The sequence below is a fragment of the Parundibacterium terreum genome, from assembly GCF_014636315.1.
GTDB classification, from domain to species: domain Bacteria; phylum Pseudomonadota; class Gammaproteobacteria; order Burkholderiales; family Burkholderiaceae_D; genus Undibacterium; species Undibacterium terreum.
The window spans coordinates 502,210-520,890 of the sequence record NZ_BMED01000001.1; the positions used below are offsets into that span (position 1 = coordinate 502,210).

The window sequence follows — 18,681 nt, forward strand, 5'->3', positions numbered from 1 at the left end:
CGGCACACTTATCGCCGCAACATCTACAGGAGCTCACCATGCCACGCTATCTCGTTGAACGGAATTTTCCTCAAGGCCTGTCCATCCCCATGACCCAGGAAGGCAGCGCAATCTGCCGCACGGTGGTCGACGCCAATGCCGAGGACGGCGTGACCTGGGTGCATTCCTATGTAAATCCGGAGCATACCAAAACCTTCTGCATCTACGATGCCGCCACACCGGAAGCAATCCGCCAAGCGGCAAAGCGCAATGAGCTGCCGGTGGACAACATCACCGAAGTCAGCGTACTGGATCCGTATTTTTATCGCGCCTGATTGAGTGCGGGCTCCGGACTGCCATCAAGCCGGCGCCTTCAAGCCTTCCAGCGCAAAATCAACAATTGCGTGCAAGGCTTCCTGGCTGGCGCCGCCCTTGGCGCTGACTTTCAAGCCCAGCAAGGTGGAGCTAAGAAAACTGGCGGCAATGCGCGGTTGCAAGGAGGCCCGAATCTCGCCTTTTTTTTGGCCGTCAGAGACCACTCGTTCCAGCGTCGATTCCAGCAAGGTACCGCCGGATTGCAAGATGTCGTTGACATCCTTGTCGGTCTGGCCAAACTCGGAAACCGCATTGACACCCATGCAGCCCATAGCCTGATGCTCGGCGGTGCCGCTGGCTATTTCCAGCAACACCTTGCGGATCGCCAGTATGGATGAGCTTTCGCCGCGCAGACACAGCAGCAGATTGCCGACGCTGTCGCTGACGTAACGCTGCAATGCCTCCAGGTAGAGCTGGTGCTTGTCGCCAAAGGTGTCATACATGCTTTGGCGGCCTATGCCCATGCCTGCCAGCAAGTCGTCGGTAGACGTCCCCTCATAGCCCTTTTCCCAGAAAACGGCCATCGCCTTATGCACTGCTTCTTCGCGGTTGAATTCTTTTTTCCTCGCCATGGCGGGACTATAGAATTTATGGACTGATCTGTCAATAAACACAGATAACAGAGGATTCAGACCTTCTTGCTGACCGATGTCACAAAGTCAAGGAAGGCAACGACCTTGGCCGGCGGCAAATGCCGCGATGGATACAGCGCATACAAAGGGAAACGCTCATCCGGCCAGCCTTGCAGTATCTGCACCAGGCTGCCGTCTTTCAGATAATCTGCCACGCCGAGCGCCATGACCTGCGCCACTCCATGCCCTGCCCGGCAGATGCCATGCATGGTCCGCACATCATTGATCACCAGACGGCCGGACATGGGCACGATGGTGACGGATTTACCTTTATGAAACTCCCATCGGAAGGGCCTGCCGGTTTCCGGATCGCGATACTGTATGCAGATATGCCCTGCTGTGCCCAGGTCGGCCGGCTTCTTCGGCATGCCGTGTTTTTTCAGGTAGGCCGGTGAAGCTACCGTCAGGATGGGCGTGTCCAGCAGCTTGCGCGCCACCAGCGTTGAAGCCTGCGGCTGGCCAAAACGGACTGCCACATCAAAGCCGTCTGCAACCAGGTCACCCAGGTGATCGCGGGTGATGACCTCCAGTTCCAGCTCCGGGTAACGGCTGACAAAATTGCCCAGGTACGGCGCCAGCATCAGTTGGGAGAAAAAGGGATCGGCATTCACGCGCAAGCGTCCGCGCACTGTCGTTGCAGAATCGGAAACCAGGCTGGCGGCCTGCTCCATGCCTGCCAGCAAGGGCGTGATGTGCTCATGGAAGCGCCGCCCTTCATCAGTCAGCTTGACGGAGCGCGTGGTACGGTCAAACAGGCGTGCTCCCAGCCGGCCCTCCAGCCGAGCAATTGCACGGCTGACACCGGGCGGCGTCATGTCCAGCACTTCTGCCGCGCGCACAAAGCTGCCGGTATCCACCACCGCCGCAAATACACCCATTCCACTTGCCAGCCTGGCATCAAATGTCATTTGCCACCCACCCCATTAGTAATTCTGTGTCACTTATCAAGTAACACTCATGCTATCGCATAACAGAATCAAAGCATAGATAATTCACCCCGACGCAGCGCCCTGCTGCCCTCTATAAGGAAACGATCATGATCACGATAATGGGAATTACCGGCCAGGTAGGCAGCGCATTGGCCGGCGAACTGTTGGCCGCAGGACAAAATGTGAGAGCAATAGTGCGCAACACCGCCAAGGCGGCAGCCTGGGAAAAGAAAGGTGTTGAGCTGGCCGTGGCCGACGCGGCCGATGCTGGCGCACTGACCACTGCATTTTCCGGTTCAGACGCCGTCTTCATATTGCTGCCGCCTAATTTCGACCCTACTCCGGGCTTCCCCGAGAGCCGCGCCATCATTGCAGCACTGCATACGGCACTGCTGGCAGCAAGACCAAAAAGGATAGTATGCCTGTCAACGATAGGTGCGCAGGCCACGCAGGAAAACCTGCTGAACCAGTTACAGATCATGGAAAAGGCTTTTTCCGACTTACCCATGCCGACCGCGTTCATCCGCGCTGCGTGGTTCATGGAAAATGCTATCTGGGACATCGATCCTGCCGTGACCAGCGGCATCATCCCCAGCTTCCTGCAGCCGCTGGACAAGGCGGTGCCCATGATTGCCACCGCCGATATCGCCAGGCACGCCGCACGCCTGCTGCAGGAAGACTGGAACGGCCAGCGCATTATCGAACTGGAAGGCGCGCGCCTGACACCGAATCAGATAGCGGCCAGCTTCAGCCGCCTGCTCGGCAAACCCGTGCAGATGCAGGTAATTCCAAGGGCCGACTGGAAAGACCTGTTCACATCGCAGGGCATGAGCAACCCCTTGCCCCGCATGCAGATGCTGGACGGCTTCAACGAGGGCTGGATCTGCTTTGAAGGAGGTGCGGCAGAACAACTGACAGGCACGACCAGCTTTGAAGATGTGATCGCAGAAAAACTGCGCTCCATGGCCTGATAGCCTGATGCCCGGCTGCCACGCCCTGGGTATCAGGCCAGGTAGCCGCCGTCTATGGTCAGGCTGGCTCCGGTGACAAACCCCGCCTCCGGGCCAGCCAGGTAGGCGACCATGCCGGCAATTTCATCATCCTTGCCCAGCCGGCCAAGCGGGACAAGGCCCGTGATGATATCTGCATGCGGGCCGTCGGCTGGGTTCATGTCTGTCGCTGTCGGACCCGGCTGCACATTATTGACGGTGATGCCGCGCGGTGCGAGGTCAATCGCCAGGCCGCGCACCATGCCCACAAGCGCGGACTTTGTCATTGAATAGATGCTCGCGCCCGGAAAGGCGCTACGTTCGGCGACCACGCTGCCTATGGTGATGATGCGGCCGCCCTCCTTCATATGCGGCGCTGCGGCCTTGGCAGCCACGAATACCGGACGTACATTCACGGCCAGCATGCGGTCAAAATTTTCCAGCGAAAACTCATCCAGTGTCCCGCGCAGCAGAATGCCGGCGTTATTGACCAGGATATCCAGCCCGCTATATGCCGCTACAGTTTGCGCCACGGCTGCCTGTACCGCAGCCGCATCGGCACTGTCGGCCTTGATCGCCAGTGCACGGCCGCCGGCTGCGTTGATGGCCTGCGCCAACTCCTGCGCCGGCCCCGGCGAACTGGAATAAGTGAATGCCACCGCAGCCCCATCGCGTGCCAGCCGCCTTACAATCGCCGCGCCTATGCCACGCGAACCGCCTGTAACCAGGGCCACTTTATTGCTGAAAATTTGTGTTGCTATAGTCATCATTTATCCTCGTGATTACAATTATGGACTAATCAGTCCAGATTCAAGAAAAAGAAAGACACAAAACGCTTTGCCTTTTATGCCGCTCCGCGAACTTTATCTATTTTGGACTGATCAGTCAACAATTAAATTGTACTGGTTTGTAGCAAGCATTTCCCAGAAATACACTGCTGAGAACGCGTGATACTTCGTCCTATGCCTAAACATCAGCCATGTGCGCCGACCTATACTTCCCCAATGTTTAAACACACGAGGAAGCCCATGCATGCCATTACCCCAATCATTGCCCCATTGGAAATCGGCCTCTCCTGCCGCAATATGGACGCCATGGTAGCTTTCTACTCTACTGTTTTTTCATTCCGGCTGATCAGCGATATCCCGGTTCTCGCCAGCACCGTGGCAGCTACAATATTCAGCGATACCGGGTATCGCGTTGTGCGCTTGCAGGCGCCATTCGGCGAGCGCCTGAAACTGCTTGCTGCAAATGAGGTATCAGGTGAGGCAACCGGGAAGACTCAACAGCGCGCCTCGGGCAATATCATTAAGGCGGCCAATACAAGTTTCATCACCTTCATTGTCGATGACATTGCGACAGCGCTGCAGCGTGCCCTTGCTCATGGAGCGACGCTGGCACATGACGCTGCTAAAATAAGGCCGGATTTGTCGATCGCATTGTTGCTGGACCCCGAGGGAAACTACCTGGAGCTGGCGCAATACAATGACATCAGCCAATACCGGCCGGATGTGCAATTGAATGCCAAGCCGGAACCATCATAGACAGGTCAGAGAGATAAGATGAAGCAAGTCATACAACCGCGTTTCTCGCGCGTTGCCGCTGCAATCGGCGATGCTACCCGCGCGCAAATGCTGTCGCGCCTGCTGGATGGCCGTTTTTATACCGCCAAGGAACTGGCGCTTTGCGCCGGCGTGACTGCACCCACCGCCTCCCAGCATCTGAAGGTACTGGTGGACGAAAGGCTGGCGCGGGTGCGCACACAAGGACGGCACCGCTACTTCATGCTGGCCGACGGCAATGTCGCTCACGCGCTGGAAGCATTGCTGCGCGTGGCCGACGGGGCACTGCCTGAAACCAGCCGCTGGCACGCGCCCGCCATGCGCGGACTGCGCCACGCGCGCAGTTGCTACGGCCATTTGGCGGGAGAAGTCGGAGTGCTGCTATGCCGCAGCTTCGTCCAGCGCGGCTGGGTCAGCGCTACCAAAGGCGACGGCCACGATTATCAACTGACGACTGAGGGCATGGCCGCCTTGCAGCAATTCGGCATACCACAAAAAACCATCGATACCATGGCGGGCAAACGCATGCTATACGGCTGTGTGGACTGGTCGGAGCGGCAAGATCATTTCGCCGGCCCGCTGGCGGTGGCCATGCTGGAAGCCTTCATCGACCACGGCTGGCTGCAGCGATACGCGGATTCCCGGGAGCTCAAAGTTACTGAGTCAGGCAAACAAAAGTTGCTAGCCCAGTTGGGCCTGCCATAAGCATAGGCAAGGCGCAAAAAAAAAGGCCGGCTATCATGCGCCGGCCTTGATTCTCAAATCCTGTTCTGTATTACCAAACTCTCACCCTGGCCTTGGGATCCAGATACAGATCTTGCCCCGGCTTCACGTCAAACGCAGAATACCAGGCATCGATATTGCGCACTGTGGAGGCACGGTATTGTGATGGAGCGTGTCCATTGGTAATGATCTGCCTGCGCAAGGCCGGTTCACGCATCTTGTTGCGCCAGCTCTGTGCGAAGCCCAGGAAGAATTGCTGATCCGCGGCTTGCTGTTGCTGTGCAGCCTGCGCAGGGACTGCAGCGTGGTATGCATCATAGGCTGCTGCCAGCCCTGCCAGATCCGCGATGTTTTCACTGAGCGTCTGCTGGCCATTGACTGCCAGGTCGCTGAAAGGCTTGTAGGCAGAATACTGCGCGACCAGCGCCGCCGATGAAGTCTTGAAGTGCGCCAGGTCAGTCGGCGTCCACCAGTCACGCAGACGGCCCTGCGCATCGAACTGACTGCCGGTATCGTCAAAGCTATGGCTGATTTCATGCCCTATCACCGCGCCGATGGCGCCATAATTGACGGCATCGGAAGCCTCGGGATCAAAGAAAGGCGGCTGCAGGATGCCGGCCGGGAAGTTCAAGGCATTCTGCAAAGGCATATTGACTGCATTGACGATCTGGACCGGCATGCACCATTCTTTCTTGTCTACAGCATGGCCGAGCTTGGCGCGGGCAAACTGGTAGGCGAAGGATTCTGAACGGGCAATATTGCCCAGCGCATCGTCAGGATATACCTGCAGACGCGTATAGCTGCGCCATTTTTCAGGATAGCCCACGCCCACGTACAGCGTCTTCAGCTTTTCCCTTGCCTGCGCCTTTGTCGCAGGCGCCATCCAGTCCAGTTGTTCTATGCGGCGGTCAAAGGCGCCGATGATATTGGTCACCATGGTCTGGATACGCGCCTTGGCGGAAGCCGGGAAATACTTTTCCACATACATGCGGCCTATTGCGTCGCGCATCGCTGCATTGCCGGCATCCAGTGCGCGCCGCGAGCGTGCGGTCTGTTGCGGCGTCCCTGTCATTGCCGTGCCATAGAAAGCAAAATTCTGGTCGGCGAATGCCTTCGGCAGCACTGGCGAAAAATGGTTCAGCAGGTGATAGCTCAGATAGTCTTTCCAGACCGGCAAGGCTGTACTCTCCACCAATGCTGCCGCCCCTTTGACCGCACTCGGATGCCAGACGATATATGAACGCTGGCGCTCCAGGCCTGCCCCGGCAAAAAATTCTGCCCAGTCCATGCCGGGCGCCTTGTCGCTGAAGTCGCTGCGGCTCCAGTTATTATTGGCCTTGACGACATCCTGCGATTCTTCCTGGCTGGCATGCGTCTTCGCAATTTGTAGTTCCAGGTCAAAAATCTTTGCCGCACGCTGTTCTGCATCGGCAAGCCCGGCCAGCTTCAGCACAGCGGCAATGTGCGCCTGATACTTGCCGCGCAATTCCACAGTCTTGGGATTGCTGGAAAGATAGTAGTCGCGGTCCGGCATGCCCAGGCCGCCCTGCAGCAGATATGGCTTGTAGCGTTCCGGTTCGGTCAGTCCTTGCGCCACCCACAAACCGAACAGGTTCTCGGTATGGAAGTTGGTTGCGTTCAGCGGATCGACATCGGCCCTCAAGGTGCTGCCCAGTACACGCGCCAGCTTCTGTTTGTCGGATATCGCATTGATGCGGTCAAAGCCGGATTGCAGCGGCGTCAGTGCCTTTGCCTCTATCGCAGCTTCATCCATATAGGCGGCATAAAAATCAGCGGCCTTGCGCTCGTCGCGGCTGGAGGTTTCATTGCTGTTGAGCACCTGCTCCAGCAATTTGATCACGCGCTTGTTGGTCTCTTCACCGAGTATGGCCCCGGCGCCCCAGCTACTGCGGTCTTCGGGTATCGTGGTCTGGTCTATCCAGGTCCCGTTGGCATAGGCGAAAAAATCATTGCCGGGTACCACGCTGGCCTTGATACCGCTGGTTCCGCTGGTGCTTGCAGCCGCTTCGGCAGCCAATAAGCTGCCAGGCAACAACAGCATTGCCGCGCATGCCAGCCCTGCCCCCGCCATTTTCCGTATTGCCCGGCGTTCCGGCTTGCTCTTTGTTACCAATGAGTTTTTTTCCGATGACGAAGCTGGGGAATTTTCGCCTGGGGGATTAAGGCCGGGGAGTATGCGCATGGGGTTATCCTTTTATCTTGGCATGGATGCTGACGACGTTTCTGCTGTGCAGAATATCGGCCGTTCTAGTGCGGCAACGAATTGCAGAAAAGATTACACCGATGTAATGCTTTCTACAAGTCTATTTCAGGAACAGCAAGAAGTTTGGATGACGCACTGCGTCTTGGCTGGCAAACCCCAGGATTGCGATACCATTTAGACAAGCATTCATACCAACAAAGCTTGGTTATGGCAATTCCCGTATGGAGTACGGGTCTATTGAATAGGGATAAACCTGGCCCAGATAGTTGTCCTGGGATTTGACTCGCTCTATCCAGCGCAGCACATGCGGAAAGTCCGGCAAAGGCAGGCCGCCTTCTTCTGCCAGATGCACATAGGCAAACAGGGATATATCGGCAATCGTATAGGTATCTGCCACCAAAAAGCGGCGGTCGGCCAGCTCCCTGTCCAGAATGCGCAGCACCTTCAGCGAACCCGCGCGTTTGGCACTGACCAGGCTCTCGGCCCGGCGCGCCAGCTTGCCTGTCATCGTCCAGTGCCTTATCGTTGCCACCGTGGCTTGCACATAATCGCCTTCAAACGAGAGCCATTGCCATAACCTGGCCTGCTCATAGGAGTCTTGCGGCAGGAATTGACTGCCCTGCGCCAGGTAAAACAGGATGGCATTGGATTCTGCCAGCACCCGGCCATCTTCCAGCCGGATGGCAGGTACCGCACCGGTGGGGTTAATGGCCAGGAATTCCGGCCGCTGCCCCTCTCCTTCAAAAATACTGACCAGCTCGGTCTTGTACTCTTGCTGCAACTGGGCCAGCAACAAACGGATTTTATAAGCGTTCTGGGATGGGAGATAATCGTACAGGGTGATCATTGGAATTCCTCATTGCTTGATGGTTGAGGAATAAAATATAGGCCTCATCTTTCAGTAAATCGCTCCGATTCTTGCTTTCAGATTTTTGCGTTCAACTTGATAAAGAAATCGAATTCAAAAGCAAGAACCGAAGTTCAGCTTCCCGCCCGGATACCTAACATGATTCCATCGACAGTTAATCAAGGATGCCTATCATGAAAAAGAATGCCATAGTCAGCGTTGATGCCGGCAGCAGCGCGCTTGCCACGCTTGAGCACGCCGGGGATGCAGCGCGCTGGGTAGCAGTGCAAACCAAGGATGCCGGAGCCGACGGCCAGTTTTACTATGCGGTGCGGACCACGGGCGTATATTGCCGTCCTTCCTGCGCATCTCGCCCTGCGCGCCGCGAGAATGTGCTTTTTTATGATAATCGTGAAGAAGCGGAGGCCGCCGGCTTCCGCCCTTGCAAGCGCTGCAAGCCGGACCAGGCGGCGTTGGCGGAGCAATATGCAGCTACCATCGCCCAGGCCTGCAAATTGATAGAAGCCGCGGAACAGGCACCCAGCCTGACGCAACTGGCCGACGCGGTGGGCATGAGCCAATACCATTTCCATCGCATCTTCAAGGCCATCACCGGCGTCACGCCTAAAGCCTATGCCACTGCGCACCGGGGCAAGCGGGTGCGCCAGGAGCTAGGCCGCACCGATACCGTCACGCAGGCCATTTATGATGCCGGGTTCAATTCCAACGGCCGTTTCTATGCCAGCTCTACCCAGGTTTTGGGCATGACCCCGAGCCGTTTCCGCGCTGGCGGCGCAGGCACGGAAATCCGCTTTGCGCTGGGAGAGTGTTCGCTAGGCACAATTCTGGTTGCAGCAACTGAACAGGGGGTATGCGCCATCCTGCTCGGAAATGAGCCGGATACGCTGATTGCCCAATTGCAGGATAGCTTCCCTCGTGCTGTGCTACTGGGCGGTGACACGGGGTTTGAGCAATTGGTTGCGCAGGTAGTCGGTTTTGTCGAGGCGCCGGCACTAGGGCTGGACCTGCCACTGGACGTACGTGGCACGGCCTTCCAGCAAAGGGTATGGCAGGCCTTGCGAGAAATTCCGGCAGGCACCACAGTCAGCTACCGCGATGTGGCAGAACGCATAGGCGCGCCAAAGGCCATGCGCGCTGTCGCCCAAGCCTGTGCCGCCAACAAGATCGCTGTTGCCATACCCTGCCATCGTGTCGTACGCAATGACGGCGTTTTGTCCGGCTACCGCTGGGGCGTGGAACGTAAGCGCAGCCTGCTGGACAAGGAAACACGGCAAGTTGCGGATGGGGATCGCACATGATGGGCGCATCGCTGAAGGCACCGCAGCTGCCGAAAAATAGCATGGCCTGCGATACTGGCCTGCTTGACTGGCAAGCACTGGAAGATGCGCTGGATACCCAGGGTTATGCGCTGATTCCGCACATTCTCGCTCCAGAACAATGCGCAGGGCTTGGGGCATCGTATGCGGATAAAGAGCAATTCCGCAGCCGCATCGTCATGGAGCGCCATGGCTTCGGGCGTGGAGAATACCAGTATTTCAACTACCCCTTGCCAGGCCTGGTGGCATCCCTGCGCAGCGCGCTGTATCCGCCCCTAAGCGCCATTGCCAATCGCTGGAACCAGGCCATGGGTATAAACGTGCGCTATCCGGCCAGGCATGAAGACTTCCTGCAGCGCTGCCACGCTGCCGGACAAACCCGGCCCACGCCACTGCTGCTGCAATATCGCGAGGGTGACTATAACTGCCTGCATCAGGACCTGTATGGCGAACATGTATTTCCCTTGCAAATGGCAGTACTGCTATCCGAGCCCGGCAGGGATTTTGACGGCGGTGAATTTGTGATGACTGAGCAGCGACCGCGCATGCAATCGCGCCCTGCCGTTGTTCCGCTACGCCAGGGCGATGCGGTGATCTTTGCAGTACATCACCGGCCTGTGCAGGGCACGCGCGGCACTTACCGCGTCAACCTGCGGCATGGTGTCAGCGTGCTGCGCAGCGGGCAGCGGCATACGCTGGGCATCATCTTTCATGACGCGCAGTAAGGATGACTGGAATTGGGTACAATCTGCGGCACCATCTCATCCCAGAAAATCGCCCTTGAACACTATGCGCAAACCCGTCCATCCCGCTTCGGCCTACCTGTCCAAAATCGATGCCGACTGGGCGGCCCTGGTCAAGCGCGTGGGTCCCTGCGGCCTGCAGTCCCTGCAAGAACGTGAACCCTATGAAGCATTGATACGCGCCATCGCCCACCAGCAACTGCACGGCAAGGCCGCCGAGGCCATCCTGGGGCGCTTTGTGGCGATGTACCCCGATGAGAGCTTCCCCTCGCCGGCCAGCATACTGGAAACCGAGCCGGAGCTATTGCGCGCCTGCGGTTTTTCTTTCGCCAAGATCGCCAGCATACGCGGCATAGCCGAAGGCCGTATTGCCGGTGTAGTGCCTACCCGCAAAGCCTCGCACAAGCTCAGCGATGAAGAATTGATTGCGCGCCTGGTCACACTGAAAGGGGTCGGCCGCTGGACGGTGGAAATGATGCTGATGCACACGCTGGACCGCGCAGATATCCTGCCGGTAGATGACTTTGGCGTGCGCGAAGGCTGGCGCGTACTGAAATCGCTGGAGCAGCAGCCCAAGCCCAAGGAATTGGCGTTGATAGGCCAGGCCTGGAGCCCACACCGCAGCGCCGCAGCCTGGTATCTGTGGCGCGCGGCGGAACAGGCGAAGCTGCAAGCGGAGTAATCGCCGCTGTCTGCCGTTAATTTTTTTCCGGCAATGCCCTGCGTAGCGCATTAAAGAAAAGTTCGGATTGCAGGCGCTCTCCCATGGTCTGCGCCGCCACGCTGGCGGCCAGCCCAGGGGCTACCGGTTTCAGGGTCTGTCCAGTTGCATGAGCCAGCACCTGTACCGTGCAGGCGCGCTCCAGGTAATACAGGTCGTCATAGGCATAGGCAATGCGTTCGCCGCAGACGACCACACCGTGATTGCCCAGGAAAACAACATCCGCCCCGCTCATTGCATGCGCGATACGCTCGCCCTCGCTGTTGTCCAGCGCCAGCCCGTTGTAATTTGCATCCACTGCGATCCGCCCATGGAAGCGCATTGCATTCTGCGACAGGCAAGTATCCAGCGCGCGCCCTTCCGTCAAGGTCAGCGAAGTGGCATACGGCATATGGGTATGCAGCACGCAATTCTTGCGCGCGATACGATGCACGGCCGCGTGTATGAACATGGCGGTAGGCTCCACTTCATGGCGGCCGGCAAGCTTGCGGCCTTCGGCGTCTATCATCACGATATCGTCAGCCTGTATCTCGCTCCACAACAGGCCGCGTGGATTGAGCAAGAACCAGTCGTCATGCTCCGGCACTGCAATACTGAAATGATTGCAGATACCTTCACCCAGGCCATGATGGGCCGCAGCCCGCAGAGCGAGCGCCAGATCGGCACGCAGCAAGGAGATATCGGGCGAATGAAAACACGCCTCCGCAGCAAACGACTCCAAGTTCATTACGGTCCTTTCATCAGGGAATGATAGAGAAAAATTCGAAGAAATTCGACAAAAGCCGGCGAATTTCAGCCGATTTCGCCAGGATCGCGGCCGACGATACGCCGGTACAGCTCAGGGTCCGTCGCGCCTTCGCTCCCTATCAATAATATCCGGCTTTGCGGATTCAGGCCCAGGCTCTGGCGCGATGCCGGATCGCAGGCAGCGGCAATGCACCCCGCCAGACCGGCAACGGCAGACTCGCCGGCGACCAGTGCAGGCCCCGCATCTCCGCTGGCCAGCATCTTCATCGCGAAGAGCGCCGAATCATCATCGACAGTCTGAAAGGCAAAAGCACCTGTCTCCAGGATGCGCCACGCCAGCGGCGAAATTTCGCCGCACGCCAGCCCGGCCATCAGGGTATCCAGCTCACCTGCTATCGCCACCGGTTTTCCTGCAACGGCGCTGCGATACAGGCAGGCAGCCTTTTCCGGCTCTACCACGATCAGTTTGGGACGGCGCTCAGCCAGGCGCTGCCAGTAGTGCGCGCAGACCGCAGCCGCCAGGCCGCCGACACCCCCTTGCACAAAGATATGCGTGGGGTGCTCGCCACCAGCCGTTTGCTGGATGACCTCTTCCACCATCACCGTATAGCCCTGCATCACGTCGCGCGGCACATCCAGATAACCCGGATAAGACGTGTCGGAAACGACAAAATATCCCTTTTCCTCCGCATCTGCAGCAGCCTGCCTGACGGAGTCATCATAATTGCCTGCGATACGCACGACCTGCGCACCGTAAGCCTCGATCGCCCGCACGCGGCCGGCGCTGACTCCTGCATGCACATAAATAATGCAACGGCACCCATAGCGCTGCGCGCCCCAGGCCACTGAACGGCCATGATTGCCGTCGGTCGCGCAGGTGACGGTCAACTTTTCAAGCAAACCGGCATGGGAGCGATCATTCAGGTCCGCCGCGGACAAAGCTTCATTGCCGGTATGTTTCTTCAATTCCTGCAACAGCAGCCTGGCAACCGCATAGGCGCCGCCCAAAGCCTTGAAGCTACCCAATCCAAAGCGGCCGGATTCATCCTTGTACGATATGCTGGAAATGCCGATCCGGCGTGCCAGTTCAGGCAAGGCGAAAAGGGGCGTCGGGCTGTAACCGGCCCATTGCGAGATATGCCGTTCGGCATAGTCATAGGCCTGCAAGGACAGGACTTCGCGCATTTCATCGCTGTATATGGCGTCATCAGAAGCACAGTGCGGATTGATGAACAGTTCACTTTGGATAGCTGGAAGAGGTGCAGGCATAAATAGTCAGTAGTCAATCTGTAGATATCAAGAAAGCAGGAGGAAGCAATCAGACTGGCAGCCGTACCCGCGCCAGTTCGGCAAAGTAGCGCGCCCCGGTTTCCAGCACTTCGTCATTGAAGTCATAGCTGGAATTGTGCAAGGGAGTGCTCCCCTGCTCCGTGTCTGCACCGTTGCCGATAAACACAAAGGCGCCGGGAACCACTTGCAGGAAAGCGCCAAAATCTTCGGAGATCATCATGGGCTGGATGTTTGCATCCACCTTGCCAACGCCTGCTATGCGGCTGGCCGCCTCTACAGCAACCGGCACGCACTGTTCCCAGTTCACTGTGGGAGCAAATTCATGCGTGTATTCAAACACGCATTCCGCGCCATGCAGGCGGCAAACGCCCTCGCTGATCTCTCGCATCCGCCTCTCCAGCAGCGCTTGCACCTCGGGCGTATAGCTGCGGGTGTCGCCCTTGATCGTTACATGCGTGGGAATGGCGTTCCGTATGCCATCGGTAAAGATCTCGGTGCATGAAATGACCGCCGGCACTCCGGGGTCCAGATTGCGGGAAACGATGGTCTGCAGCGCAAGCACGATCTCGGAAGCGATCACAATAGGGTCTATGCCCATATGCGGCCGCGCAGCATGCGTGCCGCGCCCCTTGATGCGAATGACGAAGTTGTCTTCACTGGCCATGATGCCGCCGGTACGGGTAGCAATGTGCCCTGCCGGAATGCCCGGCATATTGTGCGCACCGTAAATCTCATCCACAGGAAAGCGCTGGAACAGGCCCTCTGCCATCATTGCCTTGGCGCCCCTGCCATGCTCTTCTGCCGGCTGGAAGATAAAGCGGACCGTGCCATTGAAATAGCGCCGTTCGCAAAGCAGCCTGGCGGCGCCCAGTATCATCGCCATATGCCCATCATGACCGCAGGCATGCATCTTCCCTGGCGTTTTTGATGCGTATTCCCGCTGAGCAGCCTGTTCATGGATATTCAGCGCATCCATATCGGCGCGCAGCGCAATAACGCCTTTTCCTTCACCAACCGTCAGGCTGGCGACCAGGCCGGTACCCCCTATTCCGCCATGCACTTCCAGCCCCAGGCCTCGTAGTACCTCCGTTACAAATGCCGATGTGCCCACTTCCTCAAACCCGGTTTCGGGATGACGGTGCAAATGATGCCGCCATGTGACGAGTTGCTGATGCAAGGCAGGATGGTCGCTATCGGGGCGCATGGAAATTCCTTTACGAGATTGCAATATCCCCAGTATAGGGAGTTACTGCGGTAACTTTTTCCGATATCTAGGATGAATTCGGGAATTTTTTTCACTTATCGCGCAAAAAATGGGGAATTGCTGAAAATGCGCAATCGCTTGAGCGGCAGATACCTGAATTAGGCCTTCTCCCTCCCTTTATATTGCAGCCGCCATCCCCACCTATCGACAAAGAAACCGGTCATCAAATTATTGATGTACTGGCATTTTGTACGCCCCGATACGCGCAAAATGGATTGCCTTTATCATCTGGCATCGCTCCACAGCTCCATATTCAAGGAATACGCATGATCCCCTTTTCCGTTTTAGATTTGTCGCCAATTAACCAGGGCGCAACCGCCGGTGATGCCTTTCGCAACACCCTGAGACTGGCGCAGCAGGCAGAGCAATACGGCTACCAGCGCTTCTGGCTGGCAGAGCACCACAATATGAAAGGTATTGCCAGCGCGGCGACCTCCATCGTTATCGCCCATGTTGCCGGCGGTACCAAAACCATACGGGTAGGTTCCGGTGGCATCATGTTGCCCAACCATGCACCGCTGGTGATTGCCGAACAGTTCGGTACGCTGGAATCCTTGTATCCGGGCCGCATAGACCTGGGCCTGGGCCGTGCACCGGGGACAGACCGTGCGACCATGCGCGCACTGAGGCGCGATATGGCAGCCAGCGCAGATCAGTTTCCACAGGATGTGCAGGAGTTGCAGGCTTATTTTGAGCCGGCTGAAACCGGCCAAATGATACGTGCGGTGCCGGGAGCCGGCTTGCGCGTGCCGCTGTGGCTGCTGGGTTCCAGCCTGTTCAGCGCGCAGTTGGCAGCAATGCTGGGCTTGCCGTTTGCCTTTGCATCGCATTTTGCGCCGGACCAGATGATGCAGGCCTTGCAGATCTACCGCAGCCGCTTTGAGCCGTCTGCGCAATTGCAAAAGCCGCATGCCATGCTGACCATCAATGTGCTGGCAGCAGATACCGATGAAGAAGCACGCCACCAGTTTACATCGCAGCAACAAGCCTTCGTCAATCACCAGCGCGGCACGCCGGGCCAAGTGCCGCCGCCTATCGACGACTTCAATAGCTATGCATCACCGGTAGAGAGAGCAGGCGTTGATCATACCTTGGGCCAATCCATTGTTGGCTCGGCAGCGACGGTCGAGAACAAGCTGAGGGAATTCCTGGCGCGCACGCAGCCGGATGAACTGATGGTGACCGCGCATATCTTTGACCAGCAAACCCGCCTGCACTCTCTGAAACTGATCGCAGAGATACGCGACCGTATCAATGCGTCTGCATCTCCGGCACAGGCATTGAGCAAGTTATAAACGTTGAACAGGCTGGGCCTGCTTAGCATAAACAGGCTTAATAGGCTTCCAGCTTGGCTGTCAGTGTGATCTTTGCATTCAGCAATTTGGATACCGGGCAGCCTTCTTTTGCTTTCCGGGTCGCTTCCTCAAAGGCCTTCTGATCGGCACCGGGTATCCTGGCCTGCAAATCCAGGTGTACGGCGGTGATGGTGAAACCGCCGTCAATTTTTTCCAGCGTGACTGCGGCTGTCGTTTTCAGGCTGTCCGCAGTCATGCCCAGTTCACCTAGCTGTGCAGACACCGCCATCGTAAAGCAGCCAGCATGGGCCGCGCCTATCAATTCTTCAGGGTTGGTGCCTGGCCCGTCTTCAAAACGGGTATTGAAACCGTATTGTGCATCCTGCAATATACCGCTCTGTGTAGATATCTTTCCCTTGCCTTCTTTCAGGCTGCCCGACCAGGCTGCGGATGCTGTGCGTTTCATCAGATGTCTCCTTATGCCATATTGTGCATATACAGCGAAGACATCAGCATGCGCGCAGCCCTGTCACAGGTATGTGCGCTGGCGAACTTAACACAAACGCGCTACAGCTCAGTGTGCACAGCATGTACGAGAGCAGGTGCTAATCGAGCTTCAAAACCAGTTGCGGCCGTACGCGGCTGGCATCGCCCTCAATCGGCGCGGCGATCTCGCCCACTTTCTGCGCTCCGCAGGCGATATAGAAATCCAAGGCATAAGGATCGGCATCAATATTGATTTGCCGCGACTCCAGCCGCCTGGCTACATTGCATGCGTGCGCAAACAACGCCCGCCCTTGCCCCTGTCGCATATATTCGGGCGCAATCCACAGATGCTCAAGCTGGCTGGCAGGTGTGGCGGAAGATGCATCGGCAAACGCTATGCTCAGCACATAAAATCCGGCAATCTCCCTATCCAGTTCCATCACATAGGCATGCGTCTCGGCCAGCATTTGCGGAGAAATATGTAAATCATCACGCCACTTTTCCATCTGCTCTGCGCTATAGCCCCAATGCTGCTTGGACTGCATCGCCAGAGCGCTCATAGCAGGCGCATCGGCGGCAACTGCTTTACGGATACCCATAAGCAAAACCTCTCTATCGCGCACTCAGCAAGGCTTGCGCGTCGTCCCACAGCTTTTGAACGATCTGCGCTGCCGGCTCTGCCTTTGCCATCGCAGCAGCCTGTCCGGCCCAGGCTTGCATGCGCTGTATATCGCCGGCTTTTACAGCGTCGGTCCGCATTGCTGCCGTCAGCGCGCGCTGCACCGGATATGGCGCTGGTGCGGGTGCACCGGGCGCGGTTGCCGCCTTTACATAATCGGTGGCAATGCTGCGCCCCGTGCGACCGCTGAACGCGCGGCTAAGCGTGGTTTGTTCCGGCATCGTATGTGCCAGCGCATCGGCCCAGGCTTTAACTATCTTTGCTTCCGGCGTGCGCAGGAAGCCGGTGCCTATCTGCACTGCGCTGGCGCCAAGCATCAGCGCGGCTGCAACCCCGCGCGCGTCGCCTATTCCGCCAGTGGCAACCACCGGGATACTGACCGCATCGACCACTGCGGGCAGCAAGGCAAACAGGCCCACCTGCTGCGCCTCCGCCAGGCTGGCGTCGAAACAGCCGCGATGGCCGCCGGCCTCCATCCCCTGCGCTACCACGGCATCTGCTCCGGCTGCTTCCGCAGCTTTCGCTTCGGCCACGGTGGAAATATTGGCAAACCAGCGTATGCCGCGGGCTTTCAATTTTTGTACAAATTCGGGAGGATACAAGCCCATCACCGAAGACACGATGGGCGGATTGGCAGCGAGCAGCGCCTCACACTGCGCAGCAAAGTCGGGGGGCCTGCTGTCGGCAGCCTGCGGCGGCACCGCTGGTCCCCAGTTTTCCAGGAAGCTGCGCAGTTGAGCCTCGTGCTCCGCATCCCTTTTCGGCTCTGGATCCGGCATCCACAGGTTAAGCTGGAACACTCCCTTGGTATTGGCACGCACTTCGGCCACCCAGGCAGCGATTTCCTCCGGCTGCATCAGCAAGGCGCCGCAAGCCCCCAGGCCACCGGCCTCGGCAACGGCGATTGACAGTGAGGCAGGACATGCACCCGCCATAGGGCCCAGCAGTATGGGCAGGCGCAACTGAAAGCGCTGGCAAAATTCCTGGACACGGGTATGAAGTGCTGAAGGCATGGCATTAGGCATGACAGATCCTGTAGATAAGGGAATTGTCGTGCCAGTTTAACATCATGCCATTATGGCTGCTTTACCCTTGAGGCACGGGGCCTGCGGCTGTTTTTGATACCGGCAGCAATTGATCCACAGTCTGCTCCGTCACAGTCACCAATGCGCCTACACCGATACGGTCGAATAGTTCGGCAACATCGGCCGAGCGCATGCGTATGCATCCATAGCTTGCTGGATTACCCAGCAAGCTCTCCTGCGGAGTGCCATGGATATAAATGAAACGCGGGTAGGCATTTTTATTTTGCTCTTCCAGTCCGCGCAGCCACAGGATGCGGGTAACTACCGGATCGCGCCCGGGCGCATCCGGCCCGACAATTTCCCCGGTCGGTTTGCGGTCCTTGAATACCGTGCCTGTGGCTGAGCCCGCACCGATTTTCTCGGCAACCTCCATCTTTCCGCCAGGGGTCTTGTAGCTGTCGGGGGTATCGCCTATGCCTTTTTTGGCAGTGGAAATCGTATAAGTTGCAACGGCTGTGCCATTTTCCAGCAGTATCATTTTCTGGTCGGGCACAGAGACAATCAATTGGTGCCGGGTATCCAGGGCTGTCAAAGTACTGCAGGCAGTCTGTGTCAGCAACAGCAGGACAACTGCAATAGATGTCCAGGTCATATTGGCGATGCGTTTCATTTTAATTCCCTCCAGGTTGGCACCCAGCCTAGCCATAGCAATGCCATATGACAAATAATTCTTCGCCGATGTCGCATTACCTCAGGTTATGGCGTGCAGACTAGCTTTCATTTGTCCGCAGATGGTCTACCCTGTACATTATTCCCGACAACACTATTGAAAAG

General features: G+C 57.6%; 21 protein-coding genes. 9 read left to right on the top strand and 12 right to left on the bottom strand.

The window, feature by feature from the left end; all coding sequences use genetic code 11:
* Positions 1-38: 38 nt before the first annotated feature.
* Positions 39-314, top strand: a complete 276-nt coding sequence (locus IEW12_RS02295; protein ID WP_188564364.1) for a DUF4242 domain-containing protein — start codon at positions 39-41, stop codon at positions 312-314.
* A gap of 24 nt (positions 315-338) precedes the next feature.
* On the opposite strand, the gene IEW12_RS02300 is transcribed toward IEW12_RS02295, so the two are convergent.
* Positions 339-926: a TetR/AcrR family transcriptional regulator gene (locus IEW12_RS02300; protein WP_188564365.1), complete on the bottom strand. Its 588-nt coding sequence runs from the start codon at positions 924-926 to the stop codon at positions 339-341.
* Between the two features lie 56 nt (positions 927-982).
* Positions 983-1,894, bottom strand: a complete 912-nt coding sequence (locus tag IEW12_RS02305; protein WP_188564366.1) for a LysR family transcriptional regulator — start codon at positions 1,892-1,894, stop codon at positions 983-985.
* 128 nt (positions 1,895-2,022) lie between these two features.
* Here IEW12_RS02305 and IEW12_RS02310 point away from each other — a divergent pair, with 128 nt between their 5' ends.
* A complete protein-coding gene (locus tag IEW12_RS02310) occupies positions 2,023-2,886 on the top strand; it encodes an NmrA family NAD(P)-binding protein (protein ID WP_188564367.1) in 864 nt (287 codons plus the stop codon).
* Positions 2,887-2,918: 32 nt separating this feature from the next.
* On the opposite strand, the gene IEW12_RS02315 is transcribed toward IEW12_RS02310, so the two are convergent.
* Positions 2,919-3,674, bottom strand: a complete 756-nt coding sequence (locus IEW12_RS02315) for an SDR family oxidoreductase (protein ID WP_371874487.1) — start codon at positions 3,672-3,674, stop codon at positions 2,919-2,921.
* Positions 3,675-3,932: 258 nt separating this feature from the next.
* Here IEW12_RS02315 and IEW12_RS02320 point away from each other — a divergent pair, with 258 nt between their 5' ends.
* Both IEW12_RS02320 and IEW12_RS02325 read left to right on the top strand, forming a co-directional pair.
* Positions 3,933-4,448 carry a VOC family protein gene (locus tag IEW12_RS02320; protein ID WP_188564368.1) on the top strand — a complete coding sequence of 172 codons (516 nt, stop codon included), beginning with the start codon at positions 3,933-3,935 and terminating at the stop codon, positions 4,446-4,448.
* Between the two features lie 18 nt (positions 4,449-4,466).
* Positions 4,467-5,171 carry an ArsR/SmtB family transcription factor gene (locus IEW12_RS02325; protein ID WP_188564369.1) on the top strand — a complete coding sequence of 235 codons (705 nt, stop codon included), beginning with the start codon at positions 4,467-4,469 and terminating at the stop codon, positions 5,169-5,171.
* Between the two features lie 70 nt (positions 5,172-5,241).
* Here the strand turns inward: IEW12_RS02325 and IEW12_RS02330 are convergent, their stop codons facing one another.
* A complete protein-coding gene (locus tag IEW12_RS02330) occupies positions 5,242-7,392 on the bottom strand; it encodes a M13 family metallopeptidase (RefSeq protein ID WP_229750868.1) in 2,151 nt (716 codons plus the stop codon).
* Here IEW12_RS02330 and IEW12_RS02335 point away from each other — a divergent pair.
* Positions 7,391-7,591 carry a hypothetical protein gene (locus IEW12_RS02335; RefSeq protein WP_188564370.1) on the top strand — a complete coding sequence of 67 codons (201 nt, stop codon included), beginning with the start codon at positions 7,391-7,393 and terminating at the stop codon, positions 7,589-7,591. The genes IEW12_RS02330 and IEW12_RS02335 overlap by 2 nt on opposite strands.
* Positions 7,592-7,618: 27 nt before the next feature.
* On the opposite strand, the gene IEW12_RS02340 is transcribed toward IEW12_RS02335, so the two are convergent.
* A complete protein-coding gene (locus IEW12_RS02340) occupies positions 7,619-8,260 on the bottom strand; it encodes a glutathione S-transferase family protein (RefSeq protein ID WP_188564371.1) in 642 nt (213 codons plus the stop codon).
* Positions 8,261-8,454: 194 nt separating this feature from the next.
* Here IEW12_RS02340 and ada point away from each other — a divergent pair, with 194 nt between their 5' ends.
* The 3 genes from ada (at position 8,455) to IEW12_RS02355 (ending at position 11,022) form a co-directional block, all read left to right on the top strand.
* Positions 8,455-9,579 (top strand): bifunctional DNA-binding transcriptional regulator/O6-methylguanine-DNA methyltransferase Ada, encoded by a 1,125-nt coding sequence (gene ada / locus IEW12_RS02345; protein WP_188564372.1) that lies wholly within the window; start codon positions 8,455-8,457, stop codon positions 9,577-9,579.
* A 41-nt stretch (positions 9,580-9,620) separates the two neighbouring features.
* Entirely contained in the window at positions 9,621-10,322 is a 702-nt protein-coding gene (locus IEW12_RS02350; protein WP_188564373.1) for a 2OG-Fe(II) oxygenase, read from the top strand.
* Positions 10,323-10,386: 64 nt separating this feature from the next.
* Complete coding sequence (locus tag IEW12_RS02355) at positions 10,387-11,022, top strand: DNA-3-methyladenine glycosylase family protein (RefSeq protein ID WP_188564374.1); 636 nt, start codon at positions 10,387-10,389, stop codon at positions 11,020-11,022.
* 16 nt (positions 11,023-11,038) lie between these two features.
* Here the strand turns inward: IEW12_RS02355 and IEW12_RS02360 are convergent, their stop codons facing one another.
* From IEW12_RS02360 to IEW12_RS02370, 3 genes are all read right to left on the bottom strand, one after another.
* Complete coding sequence (locus IEW12_RS02360; RefSeq protein ID WP_188564375.1) at positions 11,039-11,788, bottom strand: aldolase; 750 nt, start codon at positions 11,786-11,788, stop codon at positions 11,039-11,041.
* A 65-nt stretch (positions 11,789-11,853) separates the two neighbouring features.
* Positions 11,854-13,077, bottom strand: coding sequence for a diaminopropionate ammonia-lyase (locus tag IEW12_RS02365; RefSeq protein WP_188564376.1), 1,224 nt, complete (start codon positions 13,075-13,077; stop codon positions 11,854-11,856).
* Between the two features lie 49 nt (positions 13,078-13,126).
* Positions 13,127-14,302 carry a M20 aminoacylase family protein gene (locus IEW12_RS02370; protein WP_188564377.1) on the bottom strand — a complete coding sequence of 392 codons (1,176 nt, stop codon included), beginning with the start codon at positions 14,300-14,302 and terminating at the stop codon, positions 13,127-13,129.
* Positions 14,303-14,628: 326 nt separating this feature from the next.
* Between IEW12_RS02370 and IEW12_RS02375 the strand changes: the two genes are divergently transcribed.
* A complete protein-coding gene (locus IEW12_RS02375; RefSeq protein ID WP_188564378.1) occupies positions 14,629-15,657 on the top strand; it encodes an LLM class flavin-dependent oxidoreductase in 1,029 nt (342 codons plus the stop codon).
* A 37-nt stretch (positions 15,658-15,694) separates the two neighbouring features.
* On the opposite strand, the gene IEW12_RS02380 is transcribed toward IEW12_RS02375, so the two are convergent.
* From IEW12_RS02380 to IEW12_RS02395, 4 genes are all read right to left on the bottom strand, one after another.
* Positions 15,695-16,123, bottom strand: a complete 429-nt coding sequence (locus IEW12_RS02380; protein ID WP_188564379.1) for an OsmC family protein — start codon at positions 16,121-16,123, stop codon at positions 15,695-15,697.
* Between the two features lie 139 nt (positions 16,124-16,262).
* Positions 16,263-16,742 (bottom strand): GNAT family N-acetyltransferase, encoded by a 480-nt coding sequence (locus IEW12_RS02385; RefSeq protein WP_188564380.1) that lies wholly within the window; start codon positions 16,740-16,742, stop codon positions 16,263-16,265.
* 13 nt (positions 16,743-16,755) lie between these two features.
* A complete protein-coding gene (locus tag IEW12_RS02390) occupies positions 16,756-17,847 on the bottom strand; it encodes an NAD(P)H-dependent flavin oxidoreductase (protein WP_229750870.1) in 1,092 nt (363 codons plus the stop codon).
* Between the two features lie 61 nt (positions 17,848-17,908).
* The gene (locus IEW12_RS02395) at positions 17,909-18,517 is read right to left on the bottom strand and encodes a L,D-transpeptidase (protein ID WP_229750871.1); all 609 of its coding nucleotides are present in this window, start codon (positions 18,515-18,517) and stop codon (positions 17,909-17,911) included.
* Positions 18,518-18,681: the final 164 nt, after the last annotated feature.

Excerpts from the sequence above, each read along its gene's own strand:
- IEW12_RS02295 (WP_188564364.1), top strand. The coding sequence starts at position 39 with ATGCCACGCTATCTCGTTGAACGGAATTTTCCTCAAGGCCTGTCCATC.
- IEW12_RS02300 (WP_188564365.1), bottom strand. The coding sequence starts at position 926 with ATGGCGAGGAAAAAAGAATTCAACCGCGAAGAAGCAGTGCATAAGGCG.
- IEW12_RS02305 (WP_188564366.1), bottom strand. The coding sequence starts at position 1,894 with ATGACATTTGATGCCAGGCTGGCAAGTGGAATGGGTGTATTTGCGGCG.
- IEW12_RS02310 (WP_188564367.1), top strand. The coding sequence starts at position 2,023 with ATGATCACGATAATGGGAATTACCGGCCAGGTAGGCAGCGCATTGGCC.
- IEW12_RS02315 (WP_371874487.1), bottom strand. The coding sequence starts at position 3,674 with ATGATGACTATAGCAACACAAATTTTCAGCAATAAAGTGGCCCTGGTT.
- IEW12_RS02320 (WP_188564368.1), top strand. The coding sequence starts at position 3,933 with ATGCATGCCATTACCCCAATCATTGCCCCATTGGAAATCGGCCTCTCC.
- IEW12_RS02325 (WP_188564369.1), top strand. The coding sequence starts at position 4,467 with ATGAAGCAAGTCATACAACCGCGTTTCTCGCGCGTTGCCGCTGCAATC.
- IEW12_RS02335 (WP_188564370.1), top strand. The coding sequence starts at position 7,391 with ATGGGGTTATCCTTTTATCTTGGCATGGATGCTGACGACGTTTCTGCT.
- IEW12_RS02330 (WP_229750868.1), bottom strand. The coding sequence starts at position 7,392 with ATGCGCATACTCCCCGGCCTTAATCCCCCAGGCGAAAATTCCCCAGCT.
- IEW12_RS02340 (WP_188564371.1), bottom strand. The coding sequence starts at position 8,260 with ATGATCACCCTGTACGATTATCTCCCATCCCAGAACGCTTATAAAATC.
- ada (WP_188564372.1), top strand. The coding sequence starts at position 8,455 with ATGAAAAAGAATGCCATAGTCAGCGTTGATGCCGGCAGCAGCGCGCTT.
- IEW12_RS02350 (WP_188564373.1), top strand. The coding sequence starts at position 9,621 with ATGGCCTGCGATACTGGCCTGCTTGACTGGCAAGCACTGGAAGATGCG.
- IEW12_RS02355 (WP_188564374.1), top strand. The coding sequence starts at position 10,387 with ATGCGCAAACCCGTCCATCCCGCTTCGGCCTACCTGTCCAAAATCGAT.
- IEW12_RS02360 (WP_188564375.1), bottom strand. The coding sequence starts at position 11,788 with ATGAACTTGGAGTCGTTTGCTGCGGAGGCGTGTTTTCATTCGCCCGAT.
- IEW12_RS02365 (WP_188564376.1), bottom strand. The coding sequence starts at position 13,077 with ATGCCTGCACCTCTTCCAGCTATCCAAAGTGAACTGTTCATCAATCCG.
- IEW12_RS02370 (WP_188564377.1), bottom strand. The coding sequence starts at position 14,302 with ATGCGCCCCGATAGCGACCATCCTGCCTTGCATCAGCAACTCGTCACA.
- IEW12_RS02375 (WP_188564378.1), top strand. The coding sequence starts at position 14,629 with ATGATCCCCTTTTCCGTTTTAGATTTGTCGCCAATTAACCAGGGCGCA.
- IEW12_RS02380 (WP_188564379.1), bottom strand. The coding sequence starts at position 16,123 with ATGAAACGCACAGCATCCGCAGCCTGGTCGGGCAGCCTGAAAGAAGGC.
- IEW12_RS02385 (WP_188564380.1), bottom strand. The coding sequence starts at position 16,742 with ATGGGTATCCGTAAAGCAGTTGCCGCCGATGCGCCTGCTATGAGCGCT.
- IEW12_RS02390 (WP_229750870.1), bottom strand. The coding sequence starts at position 17,847 with ATGCCTAATGCCATGCCTTCAGCACTTCATACCCGTGTCCAGGAATTT.
- IEW12_RS02395 (WP_229750871.1), bottom strand. The coding sequence starts at position 18,517 with ATGAAACGCATCGCCAATATGACCTGGACATCTATTGCAGTTGTCCTG.